The organism is uncultured Pseudomonas sp. (assembly GCF_913777995.1).
Lineage (GTDB): Bacteria > Pseudomonadota > Gammaproteobacteria > Pseudomonadales > Pseudomonadaceae > Aquipseudomonas.
In genome coordinates, this window is record NZ_CAJYVE010000010.1 from 411,765 (window position 1) to 426,871 (window position 15,107).

The following is a 15,107-nucleotide window of genomic DNA, read 5'->3' on the forward strand; positions in this document are numbered from 1 at the left end:
ATGCATACACCCTCCGACACCTCCGAAGACCCTCAGCCGGGCCGCCTGCCGGATGGCTGGCTGCCGATCCGTGAAGTCGCCCGCCAGACCGGCGTCAACGCCGTCACCCTGCGTGCCTGGGAGCGCCGTTACGGGCTGATCGTTCCGCACCGTACCGCCAAGGGGCATCGCCTGTACTCCGATGAACACGTACAGCGCATCAGGAACATACTGACCTGGCTCAACCGCGGTGTGTCGGTCAGCCAGGTCAAGGCGCTGCTGGACGCCGCTGTCCCGGACATCAGCCGCCCCGGCAACGACTGGGAAGAACTGCGCCGCTCGCTGCTGGGTGGCATCGCCGCGCTGGCCGAACGCCGGGTCGACGATCTCTTCAACCGGGCCATGTCGCTCTATCCACCACGGACCATCTGCGAACAACTGTTGCTGCCGCTGCTGGCCGAACTGGAACGCCGCTGGCAGACGCAGTTCGGCGGGCAGATGGAGCGCATGTTTTTCTACTCCTGGTTGCGCAGCAAGTTCGGCGCTCGCACCTACCACAACAACCGCCAGGTCAGCGGCCCGGGGCTGTTGCTGGTCAATCAGTCCAACTCGCCGTTCGAACCTCACCTGTGGCTGGCCGCCTGGCTGATCAGCAGTGCCGACTGCCCCGTGGAAGTCTTCGATGGCCCGCTGCCGCCCGGTGAACTGGCCATGGCCTGCGACTACCTCAAGCCGCGCGCAGTGCTGCTGTATTCCACCCAGATTCTCAACCTGACCCAGTTGCCCCGCGTCCTGGCCAACGTCCATTGCCCGATTCTGCTCGGCGGCCCCGCCGTGGTGATCCACCGCGAAGAGCTGCCCAGACACGTCGAGGGCATCGCCAACCTGAGCTTTGCCCGTGACCCGCTCGAAGTCCACAGCGAGCTGAACAGGCTCGGAATCATCTAAGGGAATCGCCCATGCAATTGCTCTGGCTACGCAGCGACCTGCGCACCCACGACAACACCGCACTCAATGCCGCCCTGAGCGACGGGCCGACGGTCGCCGTGTACCTGCTCAGCCCGGCACAATGGCAACGGCATGACGACGCCGACTGCAAGGTGGACTTCTGGCTGCGCAACCTGGTGGAACTGGAAAAGGCACTGGCGCACCTGAACGTGCCGCTGCTGATCCGCGAGGCCGACACCTGGGACAAGGCCCCCGAGGTACTGGTGAAACTGTGCCGCGAGCTGCAGGTGCAGACCGTGCATGCCAACGAGGAATATGGCATCAACGAAAGCGCGCGCGATCAGGCCGTGCAGCAGGCCCTGGACAAGGCCGGGATTGTCTGGTGCAGCCACCTCGACCAGCTGCTGTTCGCCCCTGGCAGCGTATTGACCAAGAGCGACCAGTATTTCCAGGTGTTCAGCCAGTTCCGCAAGGTCTGCTATGCCCGCCTGCACAGCGCGTCACCCAGGCCGCAGCGCCTGCACAGCGCCCAGGCGCCGTTGAAACTCAGTAGCGACAAGGTGCCGGGCAAGGTCAAGGGCTTCGACGCTCCGAGCGACGCCTTGCGCGCGCTGTGGCCAGCCGGCGAGAAAGAGGCCAAGCGGCGCCTCGATGCCTTCTGCGACGAAGCGATCCACTACTACGACAGCGAACGCGACTTTCCTGCCAAGCCAGGCACCAGCCAGCTGTCTGCCTACCTGGCGGCCGGCGTGATTTCACCACGCCAGTGCCTGCAGGCCGCGCTGAATGCCAACCAAGGCGAATTCGAAAGCGGTAACAAGGGCATCGTCACCTGGGTCAGCGAGCTGATCTGGCGCGAGTTCTACAAACACATTCTGGTGGGCTACCCGCGCGTATCGCGGCACCGCGCCTTTCGCAGCGAAACCGAGGCGCTGCCCTGGCGCCGCGCGCCGAAGGACCTGGAAGCCTGGCAGCAGGGGCGTACCGGCCTGCCGATCGTCGACGCCGCCATGCGTCAAATGCTGGAAACCGGGTGGATGCACAACCGCCTGCGCATGGTCGTGGCGATGTTCCTGACCAAGAATTTGCTGATCGACTGGCGCGAAGGCGAGCGCTTCTTCATGCGCCACCTGATCGACGGCGACCTGGCCGCCAACAACGGCGGGTGGCAGTGGAGCGCCTCGACCGGCACCGATGCAGCGCCGTACTTCCGCATTTTCAATCCGATTTCCCAGTCGGAGAAATTCGATCCCGATGGCCGCTTCATCAAAGAGTGGCTGCCAGAACTGGCGGAGCTGAACAAGAAAGACGTACACGACCCATCGGCCGCAGGCGGGCTGTTCGGCGTAAAAGGGTATCCACAGCCCATAGTCGACCTGCGCAGTAGCAGGACCCGAGCCTTGGAAGCCTTCAAGAACCTGCCACATCGGCAAGTGGAAAGAGAGGCTTGAGGCCGGTTTTCGACCTGTAGCGGCGGCGTCAGCCGTGAAGAGGAGGGAAACTGCTGCAGCAGCCGTAAGCTGAAGCCGCCCCCACCACGTCTGGTGGGGGCGACCTGCTGGCGAACCAGCTTAACCGCAATACTGGTCAGTTAGGCCGGGTAGGAGCGGCTTCAGCCGCGAAGCGACCGCATATTCACAACAGATGCAGTGAATTTCCTGGGCTTTCGCGGCTAAAGCCGCTCCCACCGGGCCACATGTCGCTTAAGCGAACAGTATTGAGCTTAACCGTCAGAACGGCAGCTTGTAGTGCAGCGCGTAGCTTTCGATGCCGTCGTTCGGCTCTTTCAGGCCAGCGTTGGAATAGTGCGTGGCGCGGATGCCCACTTCGTGGCCGCCAGGGAAGCGCAGGCCGAAACCGATACGGTCTTCGAAGTTGAAGGAGCTGCCCAGCTTGTTGTCTTCCACCTGGGTGTTGGAGAACGCCGAGATGCCGATACCCGCCTCGATGTACGGCTTGACGCTGTTGCCGGCGAACTCGTAGACGAACACGGGCGAGAACGACAGGGAATGATTGTCCTTGAAGTTGTCGCTATCCCAGTAGGTGTAGGCGGCATCCCAGTAGCCGGTCAGACGACCGACATCACTTTTCAGCCAGCTCTTGTCCCAGTCGAACTGCGCGCCCAGACGGTAGGTCATGGTCGACTGGCTGGTGTGCCCCACGGAAAACTCGATGCCATCGGCCTGAGCGACCGCTACCTGCCCCATCGCGGCAGCTGCCAGTGCAGCCACGCAAAAAAGTCGTTTCATTCGAAACATTCCTAGATAATCCCGCCGTTTATAGTTTTAAAGCGAACCAGCCCCGTTATAGAAATCTTCGAGTGAACGATAGTTCATCCCCTTGAACAGGCTTTCACGTTTTTTTTACAAGACGAAGCTTCGCACACTGTCAGAACTTTTCCACAGCGTTGGTAGGATTTTTCTTAAATTGTCCGGATCGCCACTTGTCCAGAACTGCGTCTGGCGGGCTGGCCCCTGCGCCAGCAGCTCGCGCTGAGCCAGCAGACGCTCTAGCTGGCGGGCTACCGCGGCACCGGTGTCGATCAGACTGATGCCTGGGGGCAGCATCTGGCGCAACAGGGGCTTGAGAAATGGGTAGTGGGTACAGCCCAGAATCAGCGTGTCGCAGCCTTCGGCCAGCAGGGGCTGCACATAGCCCTGCAGCAACCGGGTGATGGCCGGGCCTTGCAGGTCGCCGGTCTCGATCAGCTCCACCAGGCCTGGGCAAGGTTGGGTGACCACTCGCACATCGCCGGCGAAACGGTCGAGCAGTGCCGCGAAGCGCGCGCTTTGCAAGGTACCGGTGGTGGCCAGCACGCCCACCACGCCACTGCGCGTGGCGGCGGCGGCCGGCTTGACTGCCGGCTCCATGGCCACTAGCGGCCAGTCCGGGTAGCGTTCACGCAGCACGGCCGCCGCTGCGGCTGTCGCGGTGTTGCAAGCCAGCACCAGGGCCTTGGCACCCTGGGCGTGGAAAAACTCGGCAATCGTCAGGCAGCGCTGGACGATGAACGCCGGGCTTTTTTCGCCATAGGGTACGTGCCCGGCGTCGGCCAGGTAATACAGCGACTCGGCAGGCAGCAAGTCACGGATCTCGGCCAGCACCGACAGGCCGCCGACCCCGGAATCGAACACCGCCACCGGCGTCTCGGCCCCATGGCTCATGTGCACGTCATTCATGCACCACATACCTCACAGGCCGGGTCACGGCGGACCTTGAGTTCACGAAAGCGCGTGCCCAGGGCATCGATCAGCAACAACCGGCCGACCATGGGTTCACCGAACCCGGCCAGCAGCTTCAAGGCCTCCAGCGCCTGCAGGCTGCCCACCAGACCGACCAGCGGACCGACCACGCCGGCTTCGCTGCAGGTCAGTTCGGCATCGCTGCCATGCCCATAGAGGCAGTGATAGCACGGGCTGTCGGCGCGACGTGGGTCGAACACCGACAGCTGACCTTCCAGACGAATCGCCGCACCGCTGACCAACGGCTTGCCCGCTGCGAAACAGGCCGCGTTGACCGCTTCGCGGGTGGCGAAGTTGTCGCAGCAATCCAGCACCAGGTCGACCGCCGCGACTGCGGCGGCCAGGGAATCGCTATCCAGGGCCTGGCGATGCGGCACCACCCGCACCAGTGGGTTCAGGGCTGCCAGGCGGCTCATCGCCGAGTCGACCTTCGGCTGGCCGACGCTGGCGCTGTCGTGCACCACCTGGCGTTGCAGGTTGGTCAGGTCGACCTGGTCGAAATCGGCCAGGTGCAGTTCGCCGACGCCCGCGGCGGCCAGGTACAAGGCCACCGGCGAGCCCAGGCCGCCGACACCGACGATCAGCACGCGGCTGGCCTGCAGGCGCAGTTGCCCGTCGATGTCGATCTGTTGCAGCAGAATCTGCCGGCTGTAGCGCAGCAGTTCCTCGTCGTTCAGCACGGCAGGCACCCGAAACTGATGCGCTCGTGCTCGCCCAGGTCGCGGCGGGTCTGCACACGCTGGTAACCGTGCTGCACCAACAGCTCGCGCACGGCGGCGCCCTGGTCGTAGCCGTGTTCGAGCATCAGCCAGCCACCGGGTTCAAGATGCTCCAGTGCCCCGGCGATGATCACCCGCAGGTCGTCTAGGCCGTCGGCACCGGACACCAGCGCGCTGCTGGGTTCGAAACGCACATCGCCCTGGCTCAGGTGCGGGTCGCTGGCCGCTATATAAGGCGGGTTGCTGAGGATCAGGTCGAAGCGCTCACCGGCCAGGGCTTCGAACCAGTGGCTCTGCAAGACGCGCGCGTTGTCCAGGTGCAGGCGCTGACGATTGCGCTCGGCCAGTTCCACGGCTTCCGGCACGCGGTCTACCGCCGTCACCGTCCAGTTGCGCTTCTCATTGGCCAGGGCCAGGGCAATGGCACCGCTGCCGGTGCCCAGATCCAACACGCGGACCGCCGCGAAGCCGGGGATCAGCTCCAGCGCCGCCTCGACCAGCATTTCGGTTTCCGGACGCGGAATCAGGGTGTGGGGCGCCACTTCAAGGTCGAGCTTCCAGAAGCCCTGCTGGCCCAGGATGTAGGCCACCGGCTCGCCGGTGCGGCGCCGCTCCAGGAAGCCGGCGAAGGCCTGAGCCGCCTCGGTACTGACGATGCGCTCCGGCCAGGTGTGCAGAAAGCTGCGGGGTTTGCCCAGCGCGGCGGCGAGCAGCAACTCGGCGTCCAGGCGCGCGGTGGGTGAATCGGGAAGTTCAGCGCTTCTGAGCAAGCTGGCGATGATGGTCATTTATTCACCCAGTGCCGCGAGTTGGTCTGCCTGGTATTCGGCGAGCAGCGGTTCGATCACTGCGTCGACACCACCGGCGAGCACTTCATCCAGAGAATAGAGGGTCAGGTTGATGCGGTGATCGGTGACCCGCCCTTGCGGATAGTTGTAGGTACGGATGCGCTCAGAGCGGTCGCCGGAGCCCACCAGCAGCTTGCGCTCGCTGGCGATGGCGTTCGCTGCCGCACTGGCCTGCATGTCGTTGAGCTTGGCAGACAGCCAGGACATCGCACGCGCACGGTTCTTGTGCTGCGAACGCTCTTCCTGGCACTCGACCACGATGCCGGTCGGCAAGTGCGTAATACGGATCGCCGAGTCGGTCTTGTTGACGTGCTGACCACCGGCTCCCGAAGCACGGTAGGTATCGACGCGCAGTTCCGCCGGATTGATCTCGATGGCCTGCTGCTCGTCCGGCTCGGCCAGCACCGCAACGGTGCAGGCCGAGGTGTGGATGCGCCCCTGGGATTCGGTTTCCGGTACGCGCTGCACGCGATGCGCGCCGGACTCGAACTTGAGCTTGCCGTAGACGCTCTCGCCTTCGACCCGGGCGATGATTTCCTTGTAGCCGCCGTGCTCGCCTTCGTTCTCGGACAGCACCTCGACCCGCCAGCCGCGCCGCTCGGCGTAGCGCGAGTACATGCGGAACAGGTCGCCGGAGAAAATCGCCGCCTCGTCGCCGCCGGTCCCGGCACGAATCTCCAGGAACACGTTACGGCCGTCGTTGGGGTCCTTAGGCAGCAGCATGCGCTGCAACTGGGCTTCGAGGTCCAGCAGTTTCTGCTTGCCCTCGCGCACTTCCTCGGCGGCCATCTCGCGCAGGTCCGGGTCGCTGTCCTTGAGCAGCGCCTGGGCGCCCTCCAGGTCGGCAAGCACCTTCACGCGCTGCTTGTAGGCTTCGATCACCGGCTCGACCTCGGCGTATTCACGCGAGTAGGCACGGAATCTGGTCTGGTCGCTGATCACTTCCGCGTCGCCCAGCAGCGCGGTCAGTTCCTCGAAACGGTCGTTGAGCACGTCCAGCTTGTTGAGCAGTGAAGCTTTCATTGCGGGGATTTATCCGTCTGGCCCTCACCGAGGGCGAATAGTTCCTGGGCCATGGCCAGCGCATCGACGCGGCCTTCGGCGGACAGCTTCTTGAGTTGCACGCTGGGGGCGTGCAGCAGTTTGTTGGTCAGGCCACGGGCCAGCTGCACGAGGACTTCCTCGGGATTGCCGCCGTTGGCGAGCAGGCGCAGCGCCTTGCCCAGTTCTTCGTCGCGCAGGCGCTCGCTCTGCTGGCGGTAGGCCTTGAGCACATCCACCGCCGCCAGTTCGCGCAGGCGCGACATGAATTCCGCAGTCCCCGCCTCGACCAGCGCTTCGGCCGCCAGCGCGGCACCCTGGCGCGACTTGAGGTTTTCCGCTACCACCTCATGCAGGTCGTCGACGGTGTAAAGGTAGACGTCGTCAAGCTCGCCGACCTGCGCCTCGATATCCCGCGGCACGGCGATGTCGACCATGAAGATCGGCTTGTGCTTGCGCAGTTTCAGCGCGCTTTCCACCGCGCCCTTGCCGAGGATCGGCAACTGGCTGGCGGTGGAACTGATGACGATGTCACTGTTGACCAGCTCGGCCGGAATGTCCGAGAGCAGCACCGCATGGGCGCCGAACTCCGCCGCCAGGACGTTGGCGCGCTCCAGGGTACGATTGGCGACCACGATGCGCCGCACGCCCAGGTCACGCAAGTGGCGGGCGACCAGGGTGATGGTCTCGCCGGCGCCGATCAGCAGCGCCTGGCTGCGTTGCAGGTCGCTGAAGATCTGCTTGGCCAGGCTGACCGCGGCAAAGGCCACCGAAACCGGGTTCTCGCCGATGGCGGTGTCGGTGCGCACCTGCTTGGCGGCACTGAAGGTGGCCTGGAACAGGCGGCCGAGCAACGGCCCCACCGTACCGGCCTCGCGGGCCACGGCATAGGCGGACTTCATCTGCCCGAGGATCTGCGGCTCGCCCAGCACCAGCGAGTCGAGGCCGGAGGCCACCCGCATCATGTGCCGCACGGCTTCATCTTCCTGGTGCACGTAGGCACTGGCGCGCAGCTCGTCGAGGTCCAGCCGGTGGTAATCGGCCAGCCAGGCGAGTACCGCATCGGCACCGAGGTGATCGTGTTCGATGTACAGTTCACTGCGGTTGCAGGTCGACAGGATCGCCGCTTCGCGGCTGTCGGTCAGGCGGCAGAGCTGCTGCAGGGCTTCAACCAGTTGCTCAGGCGTGAATGCCACGCGCTCGCGCACGTCTACCGAGGCAGTCTTATGGTTGATACCAAGTGCAAGGAAGGCCATTCAGGGTCGCTGGTTGTGACGTGAAGCCGACAATTGTCCTACTTCGATAGGTTTAGAACAACCACCGCTTCTTATTGTCCGACTAGAATGACGGCCAATGGCCTCTGGATGATGGCATCGCCAGGGCCAGGCCTGTTTTTCAAGGGGCGGTGGGTTTTGCCGCCAGCCTTGTGTCATGATGCTCCAAACCGCAGGTAAGCCGCCTCTCTGATCTATGAATAAATCCTCCGCGTTGTTCCTCGCCCTCGTGTTGCTCGGCGGCTGCCAGTCCATGGCGCCGGTCGACTCGCCCTCGGCGCAGGCCCAGAAAGAACCGACCCCGACACCGAAAGAACAGCCGACGGTGTACGGTTCGTTCACCCAGGACACGCTGTACAGCCTGCTGGTCGCTGAGCTGGCGGGGCAACGCAACCGCTTCGACATTGCCCTGGACAACTACGTGACCCAGGCGGTCAGCACCCAGGACCCGGGCGTCTCCGAGCGGGCTTTCCGTATCGCCGAATACGTCGGCGCCGATGACGCGGCGCTGGACACCGCGCTGATCTGGGCACGCAACGACCCGAGCAACCTGGAGTCGCAGCGCGCCGCAGCCATCCAGCTGGCCCGTGCCGGTCGCTACGACGACTCCATGCGCTACATGGAGCGGGTCCTGCAGGGTCAGGGCGATACGCACTTCGACTTCCTCGCCCTGGCGGCCGCGGAAACCGACACCGACACCCGCACCGCCCTGATCAAGAGCTTCGACCGCCTGCTGGCCAAGTACCCCAGCAATGGCCAGCTGATCTTCGGCAAGGCCCTGCTGCTGCAGCAGAATGGCGAATCCGAAGCCTCCCTGAAGCTGCTCGAAGACCACCCGCCGAAAGACGGCGAGATCGCCCCGATCCTGCTGCGCACCCGCCTGCTGCAGAGCCTCGGGCGCGGCAAGGAAGGCCTTTCCATCCTGGAGAAGAGCCTCAAGAAATACCCCGAGGACAAGCGCCTGCGCCTGACCTACGCACGCATGCTGGTCGAACAGAACCGCATGAACGATGCCAAGGTGCAGTTTGCCAACCTGCTGCAACAGTACCCTGACGATGACGACCTGCGCCTGTCGCTGGCCCTGGTCTGCCTTGAAGCCAAGGCCTGGGACGAAGCCGCCGGCTATCTCGAAGAACTGGTGGCGCGTGAAGCCCACGTCGACACCGCGCACCTGAACCTGGGGCGCATCTTCGAAGAGCGCGACGACCCGCAGAGCGCCCTGGATGAATACGCCCAGGTTGGTCCCGGCCAGGACTTCCTGCCGGCCCAGCTGCGCCAGGCCGACATCCTGATCAGCAACGGCAACGCTGCCGAAGCCTCGCGGCGCCTCAAGGAGGCCCGCGACAACCAGCCCGACTACGCCATCCAGCTGTACCTGATCGAAGCCGAGACGCTGACCGCCAATGACCACCCCGAGCGCGGCTGGCAAGTGCTGGGCAGCGCGCTCAAGCAGTACCCGGACGACCTCAACCTGCTGTACACCCGCGCCATGCTGGCCGAGAAGCGTGACAACCTGGCGCAAATGGAAACCGACCTGCGCGCCATTCTCAAGCGCGACCCGGAAAACGCCATGGCCCTCAATGCTCTGGGCTATACGCTGGCTGACCGTACCACCCGCTATGCCGAAGCCCGCGAGCTGATCGAGAAGGCCCACCAGATCACTCCCGACGACCCGGCCGTGCTCGACAGCCTGGGCTGGGTGAACTTCCGCATGGGCAACCTCGAAGAGGCTGAGCGCCTGCTGCGCGAGGCCCTGCAGCGCTTCCCCGACCACGAAGTGGCGGCCCACCTGGGCGAAGTGCTCTGGGCCAGAGGCAAGGAGCGCGAAGCCCGCCAGGTATGGGCCAAAGCCCTCGAAGACCAACCCGACAGCCCCGTACTGCGCAGCACCGTGCAGCGCCTGACCGGTTCAGAGAAGTTGTAATTCCATGTTCCTACGCAATCTCGTCGTATTCAGTTTCATCGCCCTGCTCGCCGGCTGTGCCGGCATCGGTTCCCGCGAAGCCCTGCAAGGCAAGGGCGACCCGGCCCAGTGGCGCCTCCACAAGCAGCAACTGACCAGCCTCGACGGCTGGCAGATCGACGGCAAGGTCGGCATCCGCGCCCCCAAGGACTCCGGCAGCGGCACCCTCTTCTGGCTGCAACGCCAGGATTACTACGACATCCGCCTGTCTGGCCCGCTGGGCCGTGGTGCGGCGCGCCTGACCGGCCGCCCCGGCAGCGTCAACCTGGAAGTGGCCAATCAGGGCCGCTATGAAGCCGCCACGCCGGAAAGCCTGCTGGAAGAACAACTGGGCTGGAAGCTGCCGGTTTCGCACCTGGTCTGGTGGGTCCGCGGCCTGCCGGCCCCGGACACCAAGAGCAGCCTGGTCCTGGATGACGACAGCCGCCTGGCCACCCTGGAACAGGACGGCTGGAAGGTCGAATACCTCAGCTATGTGCAGCAGAACGGCTTCTGGCTGCCCGAGCGGGTCAAGCTGCATGGCCAGGACCTGGACGTGACCCTGGTGGTCAAGGACTGGCAGCCACGCAAGCTGGGGCAATGAACATGCATCTCGCATCACTGCGGCTGCCCGCTCCGGCCAAGCTGAACCTGATGCTGCACATCCTCGGCCGGCGCGCCGACGGCTACCACCAGCTGCAGACCCTGTTCCAGTTCGTCGACCATGGTGACGAGCTGGGTTACGCCGTCCGTGACGACGGGCGCATCGTGCTCAACACCGAGATCGTCGGCGTGCCGCACGACAGCAACCTGATCGTGCGCGCGGCCCGCGCCCTGCAGGTCGAATCCGGCTGTGCACTGGGCGTCGACATCTGGCTGGACAAGCGCCTGCCCATGGGCGGCGGCATCGGCGGCGGCAGCTCGGACGCCGCCACCACCCTTCTGGCACTCAACCACCTCTGGCAGCTGGGCTGGGACGAAGATCGCCTGGCCGGGCTGGGCCTGGGACTGGGCGCCGACGTGCCGGTCTTCGTGCGCGGGCGCGCAGCATTCGCCGAAGGCGTGGGCGAAATCCTTACCCCCGTGGAACCCCCGGAGCCCTGGTATCTGGTGGTGGTCCCTCAAGTGTCTGTAAGTACAGCGGAAATATTTTCAGATCCGTTGTTGACACGTGATAGCAAGCCCATTAAAGTGCGCCCCGTTCCCGAGGGAAACGGTCGAAATGACTGCCAGGCAGTAGTGGAAAGACGTTATCCAGAAGTGCATAACGCCTTGAAATGGCTAGGTAAATTTACCGAAGCCAAACTGACTGGAACCGGAGGTTGTGTGTTTGGGGCCTTCCCAAGCAAAGCTGAAGCTGATAAAGTCTCGGCCCTTCTTCCAGATACCTTCGCAGGGTTTGTAGCAAAAGGCAGCAACGTTTCGATGTTGCACCGCAAGCTTCATAGCCTGTAACTGGAACCGAGTGCCAGGCACTCGTAGCATCATCGCCACAGGGGCGTCGCCAAGCGGTAAGGCAGCAGGTTTTGATCCTGCCATGCGTTGGTTCGAATCCAGCCGCCCCTGCCATTTTCTCTATACTCATCCAGGTTACTCTCAGCCTCCAGGTACTGCGCGTGTCCAAGATGATGGTCTTTACGGGGAATGCCAACCCCGATCTGGCTCGGCGTGTAGTACGTCAGCTGCATATCCCACTGGGTGACGTCTCTGTCGGTAAGTTCTCCGACGGCGAAATCAGCACTGAGATCAATGAAAACGTTCGCGGTAAGGACGTCTTCATCATCCAGCCTACTTGCGCTCCGACCAACGATAACCTGATGGAACTGGTAGTGATGGCCGATGCCTTCCGCCGCTCCTCAGCATCCCGTATCACTGCTGTGATCCCCTACTTTGGTTATGCCCGCCAGGATCGCCGTCCGCGTTCCGCACGCGTGGCCATCAGCGCCAAGGTCGTCGCCGACATGCTCACCGTCGTGGGCATCGACCGTGTACTGACCGTTGACCTGCATGCCGACCAGATCCAGGGTTTCTTCGATATCCCCGTCGACAACATCTACGGCTCGCCCGTACTGGTCGACGACATCGAAGACCAGCGCTTCGAGAACCTGATGATCGTCTCCCCGGACATCGGTGGTGTCGTGCGTGCACGCGCCGTCGCCAAGTCCCTGGGTGTCGATCTCGGCATCATCGACAAACGCCGTGAGAAGGCCAATCACTCCGAAGTGATGCACATCATCGGCGACGTCGAAGGACGCACCTGCATCCTCGTCGACGACATGGTCGATACCGCCGGTACCCTGTGCCATGCGGCCAAGGCTCTGAAAGAGCATGGCGCGGCCAAGGTATTCGCCTACTGCACACACCCTGTGCTGTCGGGCCGGGCCATCGAGAACATCGAAAATTCCGTGCTCGACGAACTGGTGGTGACCAACACCATCCCGTTGTCTGCCGCAGCACAAGCCTGCAGCCGTATCCGCCAACTGGATATCGCGCCGGTAGTCGCCGAAGCGGTCCGCCGCATCAGCAACGAAGAATCGATCAGCGCGATGTTCCGCTGAGGGCCCTGCCCACAGCCTGCAACGCGTCGACGAAAAGCGCCCCGCCCTGGTCCATCGGCCAAGGCGGGGCTTTTTTGCCCATATCGCCTGTCGCTGGTCGCAAGCACAGGACGATTGGCTACTTTGGAGAAACGAAATGACTGATTTCAATCTGAATGCTGAAGTGCGTTCCGACCTGGGGAAAGGTGCGAGCCGCCGCCTGCGTCGTATCGCCAGCCTGGTTCCTGCTGTTGTCTACGGTGCTGACAAAGCCCCTGAGTCGATCAGCATCCTGGCAAAAGAACTGGCCAAACTGATCGAGAACGAAGCGGCTTTCGCTCACGTGATCGCTCTGAACGTCGGAGGCAAGAAACAAGACGTGATCATCAAGGCCCTGCAGCGTCACCCATCCAAGGGTCACGTTATGCACGCTGACTTCATCCGCGTCGTTGCTGGCCAGAAGCTGACCGCTACCGTTCCGGTTCACTTCCTGAACGAAGAACTGCCAGTCAAGAAAGGCGGCGAAGTTTCCCACACTACCACCGAGCTGGAAGTGTCCTGCCTGCCGAAAGACCTGCCTGAGTTCATCGAAGTCGACCTGGGCAACGCCGAAGTCGGTACCACCATCCACCTGTCCGACCTCAAGGCGCCAAAAGGCGTTGAGTTCGTCGCACTGGCTCACGGTACCGACCTGGCTATCGCCAACGTTCACGCTCCACGCGTGTCGGCCGAAGCTGAAGAAGGCGCTGCCGAGTAATTTCATTACCCGGTAACGCACGTTGAAATGACATCGTGACAGAATCGTAGCGTTTACACCGGTAATCAGCTCTTTTTGTCCACAGCCGCCTTCGGGCGGCGATGTTATCCACAACGAGAAGGAAGCCCCTGCAGTGAGTGCCATCAAACTGATCGTCGGCCTGGGAAATCCAGGCGCTGAATACGAACAGACCCGGCATAACGCAGGGGCTTTTTTCGTTGAGCGTATTGCTGCGGCGCAGCGGGTCAATCTCGCCGCCGAGCGCAAATTCTTCGGCCTGACCGGGCGCTTCACGCACCAGGGTCAGGACGTTCGTCTGCTGATTCCCACCACCTACATGAACCGCAGCGGCCAAGCCGTGGCGGCGCTCGCCGGCTTCTACCGTATCGGTATCGACGAGATCCTGGTGGCCCACGACGAACTCGACCTGCCACCCGGCGTCGCCAAGCTCAAGACCGGCGGCGGCCATGGCGGGCACAACGGCCTGCGCGACATCATTGCGCAAATGGCCAACCAGAACACGTTCCATCGCCTGCGGCTCGGCATCGGCCACCCAGGTGATGCGAGCAAGGTTTCGGGCTTCGTCCTCGGCCGCGCACCGCGCGCCGAACAGGAAAAGCTCGAAGCCAGTATCGACTTTGCCCTCGGCGTGCTGCCGGACATTCTCGCCGGCGACTGGAGCCGCGCGATGCGCACCCTGCACAGCCAGAAGGCCTGACACGACTTGAGGGGAACACCATGGGATTCAACTGCGGCATCGTCGGCCTGCCTAACGTCGGCAAGTCCACCCTGTTCAACGCGCTGACCAAATCCGGTATCGCGGCAGAAAACTTTCCCTTCTGCACCATCGAGCCGAACAGCGGTATCGTGCCGATGCCCGACGCGCGCCTCGCGGCCCTGGCTGCGATCGTCAATCCCAAGCGCATCCTGCCCACCACCATGGAATTCGTCGACATCGCCGGCCTGGTAGCCGGTGCGTCGAAAGGCGAAGGCCTGGGCAACAAGTTCCTGGCCAACATCCGTGAGACCGACGCCATCGCCCACGTGGTGCGCTGCTTCGAAGACGAGAACGTGATTCACGTCGCCAACAGCGTCGACCCCAAGCGCGATATCGAGATCATCGACCTGGAACTGATCTTCGCCGACCTCGACAGCTGCGAGAAGCAGGTGCAGAAGGTCGCGCGCAACGCCAAGGGCGGTGACAAGGACGCCGTGGCACAGAAAGCCCTGCTGGAACAGCTGATCGCCCACTTCACCGAAGGCAAGCCCGCGCGCAGCCTGATGAAGAACATGAGCGCCGAAGAGAAGGCGGTCATCCGCGGCTTCCACCTGCTGACCAGCAAGCCGGTGATGTACATCGCCAACGTCGCCGAAGACGGCTTCGAGAACAACCCGCACCTGGACGTGGTCCGTGCCATCGCCGAAGAAGAAGGCGCCGTGGTGGTGCCGGTGTGCAACAAGATCGAGGCGGAAATCGCCGAACTGGACGACGACGAGGAAAAGCAGATGTTCCTCGAATCCATGGGCATGGAAGAGCCGGGCCTGAACCGGGTGATCCGTGCCGGCTACGAACTGCTCAACCTGCAGACCTACTTCACCGCCGGGGTGAAGGAAGTCCGCGCCTGGACCGTCCGCGTCGGCGCCACCGCGCCCCAGTCGGCCGCCGCCATCCATACCGACTTCGAAAAGGGTTTCATCCGCGCCGAAGTGGTGGCCTATGACGACTTCATCGCCTTCAAGGGCGAGAACGGCGCCAAGGAAGCCGGCAAGTGGCGCCTGGAAGGCAAGGACTACATCGTCAAGGACGGTGATGTCATGCA

At 63.4% G+C, this 15,107-nt stretch carries 15 protein-coding genes and 1 tRNA gene; 10 read left to right on the forward strand and 6 right to left on the reverse strand.

What is annotated here, in order from left to right:
* On the forward strand, positions 1-927 hold the full coding sequence (locus tag QZ497_RS04705; protein ID WP_295471509.1) for a MerR family transcriptional regulator: 927 nt from the start codon (positions 1-3) through the stop codon (positions 925-927).
* Between the two features lie 11 nt (positions 928-938).
* A complete protein-coding gene (gene phrB, locus QZ497_RS04710) occupies positions 939-2,378 on the forward strand; it encodes a deoxyribodipyrimidine photo-lyase (protein ID WP_295471511.1) in 1,440 nt (479 codons plus the stop codon).
* 279 nt (positions 2,379-2,657) lie between these two features.
* Here phrB and QZ497_RS04715 read toward each other — a convergent pair whose 3' ends face one another.
* From QZ497_RS04715 to hemA, 6 genes are all read right to left on the reverse strand, one after another.
* On the reverse strand, positions 2,658-3,176 hold the full coding sequence (locus QZ497_RS04715) for an acyloxyacyl hydrolase (RefSeq protein WP_295471513.1): 519 nt from the start codon (positions 3,174-3,176) through the stop codon (positions 2,658-2,660).
* 114 nt (positions 3,177-3,290) lie between these two features.
* The gene (gene murI, locus QZ497_RS04720; protein ID WP_295471515.1) at positions 3,291-4,106 is read right to left on the reverse strand and encodes a glutamate racemase; all 816 of its coding nucleotides are present in this window, start codon (positions 4,104-4,106) and stop codon (positions 3,291-3,293) included.
* Complete coding sequence (locus QZ497_RS04725; protein ID WP_295471517.1) at positions 4,103-4,849, reverse strand: molybdopterin-synthase adenylyltransferase MoeB; 747 nt, start codon at positions 4,847-4,849, stop codon at positions 4,103-4,105. The genes murI and QZ497_RS04725 overlap by 4 nt, the downstream gene beginning before the upstream one ends.
* Positions 4,843-5,676, reverse strand: a complete 834-nt coding sequence (gene prmC, locus QZ497_RS04730; protein ID WP_295471519.1) for a peptide chain release factor N(5)-glutamine methyltransferase — start codon at positions 5,674-5,676, stop codon at positions 4,843-4,845. The genes QZ497_RS04725 and prmC overlap by 7 nt, the downstream gene beginning before the upstream one ends.
* A complete protein-coding gene (gene prfA, locus QZ497_RS04735; protein ID WP_295471521.1) occupies positions 5,677-6,759 on the reverse strand; it encodes a peptide chain release factor 1 in 1,083 nt (360 codons plus the stop codon).
* Complete coding sequence (gene hemA / locus QZ497_RS04740) at positions 6,756-8,033, reverse strand: glutamyl-tRNA reductase (RefSeq protein WP_295471523.1); 1,278 nt, start codon at positions 8,031-8,033, stop codon at positions 6,756-6,758. Before hemA ends, prfA begins: the two co-directional genes overlap by 4 nt.
* A 214-nt stretch (positions 8,034-8,247) precedes the next feature.
* Between hemA and QZ497_RS04745 the strand changes: the two genes are divergently transcribed.
* The 8 genes from QZ497_RS04745 to ychF form a co-directional block, all read left to right on the forward strand.
* The gene (locus QZ497_RS04745; RefSeq protein WP_295471525.1) at positions 8,248-9,975 is read left to right on the forward strand and encodes a tetratricopeptide repeat protein; all 1,728 of its coding nucleotides are present in this window, start codon (positions 8,248-8,250) and stop codon (positions 9,973-9,975) included.
* A 4-nt stretch (positions 9,976-9,979) separates the two neighbouring features.
* A complete protein-coding gene (gene lolB, locus QZ497_RS04750) occupies positions 9,980-10,597 on the forward strand; it encodes a lipoprotein insertase outer membrane protein LolB (RefSeq protein ID WP_295471527.1) in 618 nt (205 codons plus the stop codon).
* Positions 10,594-11,448: a 4-(cytidine 5'-diphospho)-2-C-methyl-D-erythritol kinase gene (gene ispE / locus QZ497_RS04755; protein WP_295471529.1), complete on the forward strand. Its 855-nt coding sequence runs from the start codon at positions 10,594-10,596 to the stop codon at positions 11,446-11,448. Before lolB ends, ispE begins: the two co-directional genes overlap by 4 nt.
* A 39-nt stretch (positions 11,449-11,487) precedes the next feature.
* Positions 11,488-11,562: transfer RNA gene (locus QZ497_RS04760), tRNA-Gln, on the forward strand.
* Positions 11,563-11,609: 47 nt separating this feature from the next.
* The gene (locus QZ497_RS04765) at positions 11,610-12,551 is read left to right on the forward strand and encodes a ribose-phosphate pyrophosphokinase (RefSeq protein WP_002552145.1); all 942 of its coding nucleotides are present in this window, start codon (positions 11,610-11,612) and stop codon (positions 12,549-12,551) included.
* 136 nt (positions 12,552-12,687) lie between these two features.
* Entirely contained in the window at positions 12,688-13,287 is a 600-nt protein-coding gene (locus QZ497_RS04770) for a 50S ribosomal protein L25/general stress protein Ctc (protein ID WP_295471549.1), read from the forward strand.
* 133 nt (positions 13,288-13,420) lie between these two features.
* Entirely contained in the window at positions 13,421-14,005 is a 585-nt protein-coding gene (pth, locus tag QZ497_RS04775) for an aminoacyl-tRNA hydrolase (RefSeq protein ID WP_295471550.1), read from the forward strand.
* A 20-nt stretch (positions 14,006-14,025) separates the two neighbouring features.
* A partial coding sequence (gene ychF / locus QZ497_RS04780) for a redox-regulated ATPase YchF (RefSeq protein WP_295471551.1) occupies positions 14,026-15,107 on the forward strand: 1,082 nt, incomplete at its 3' end.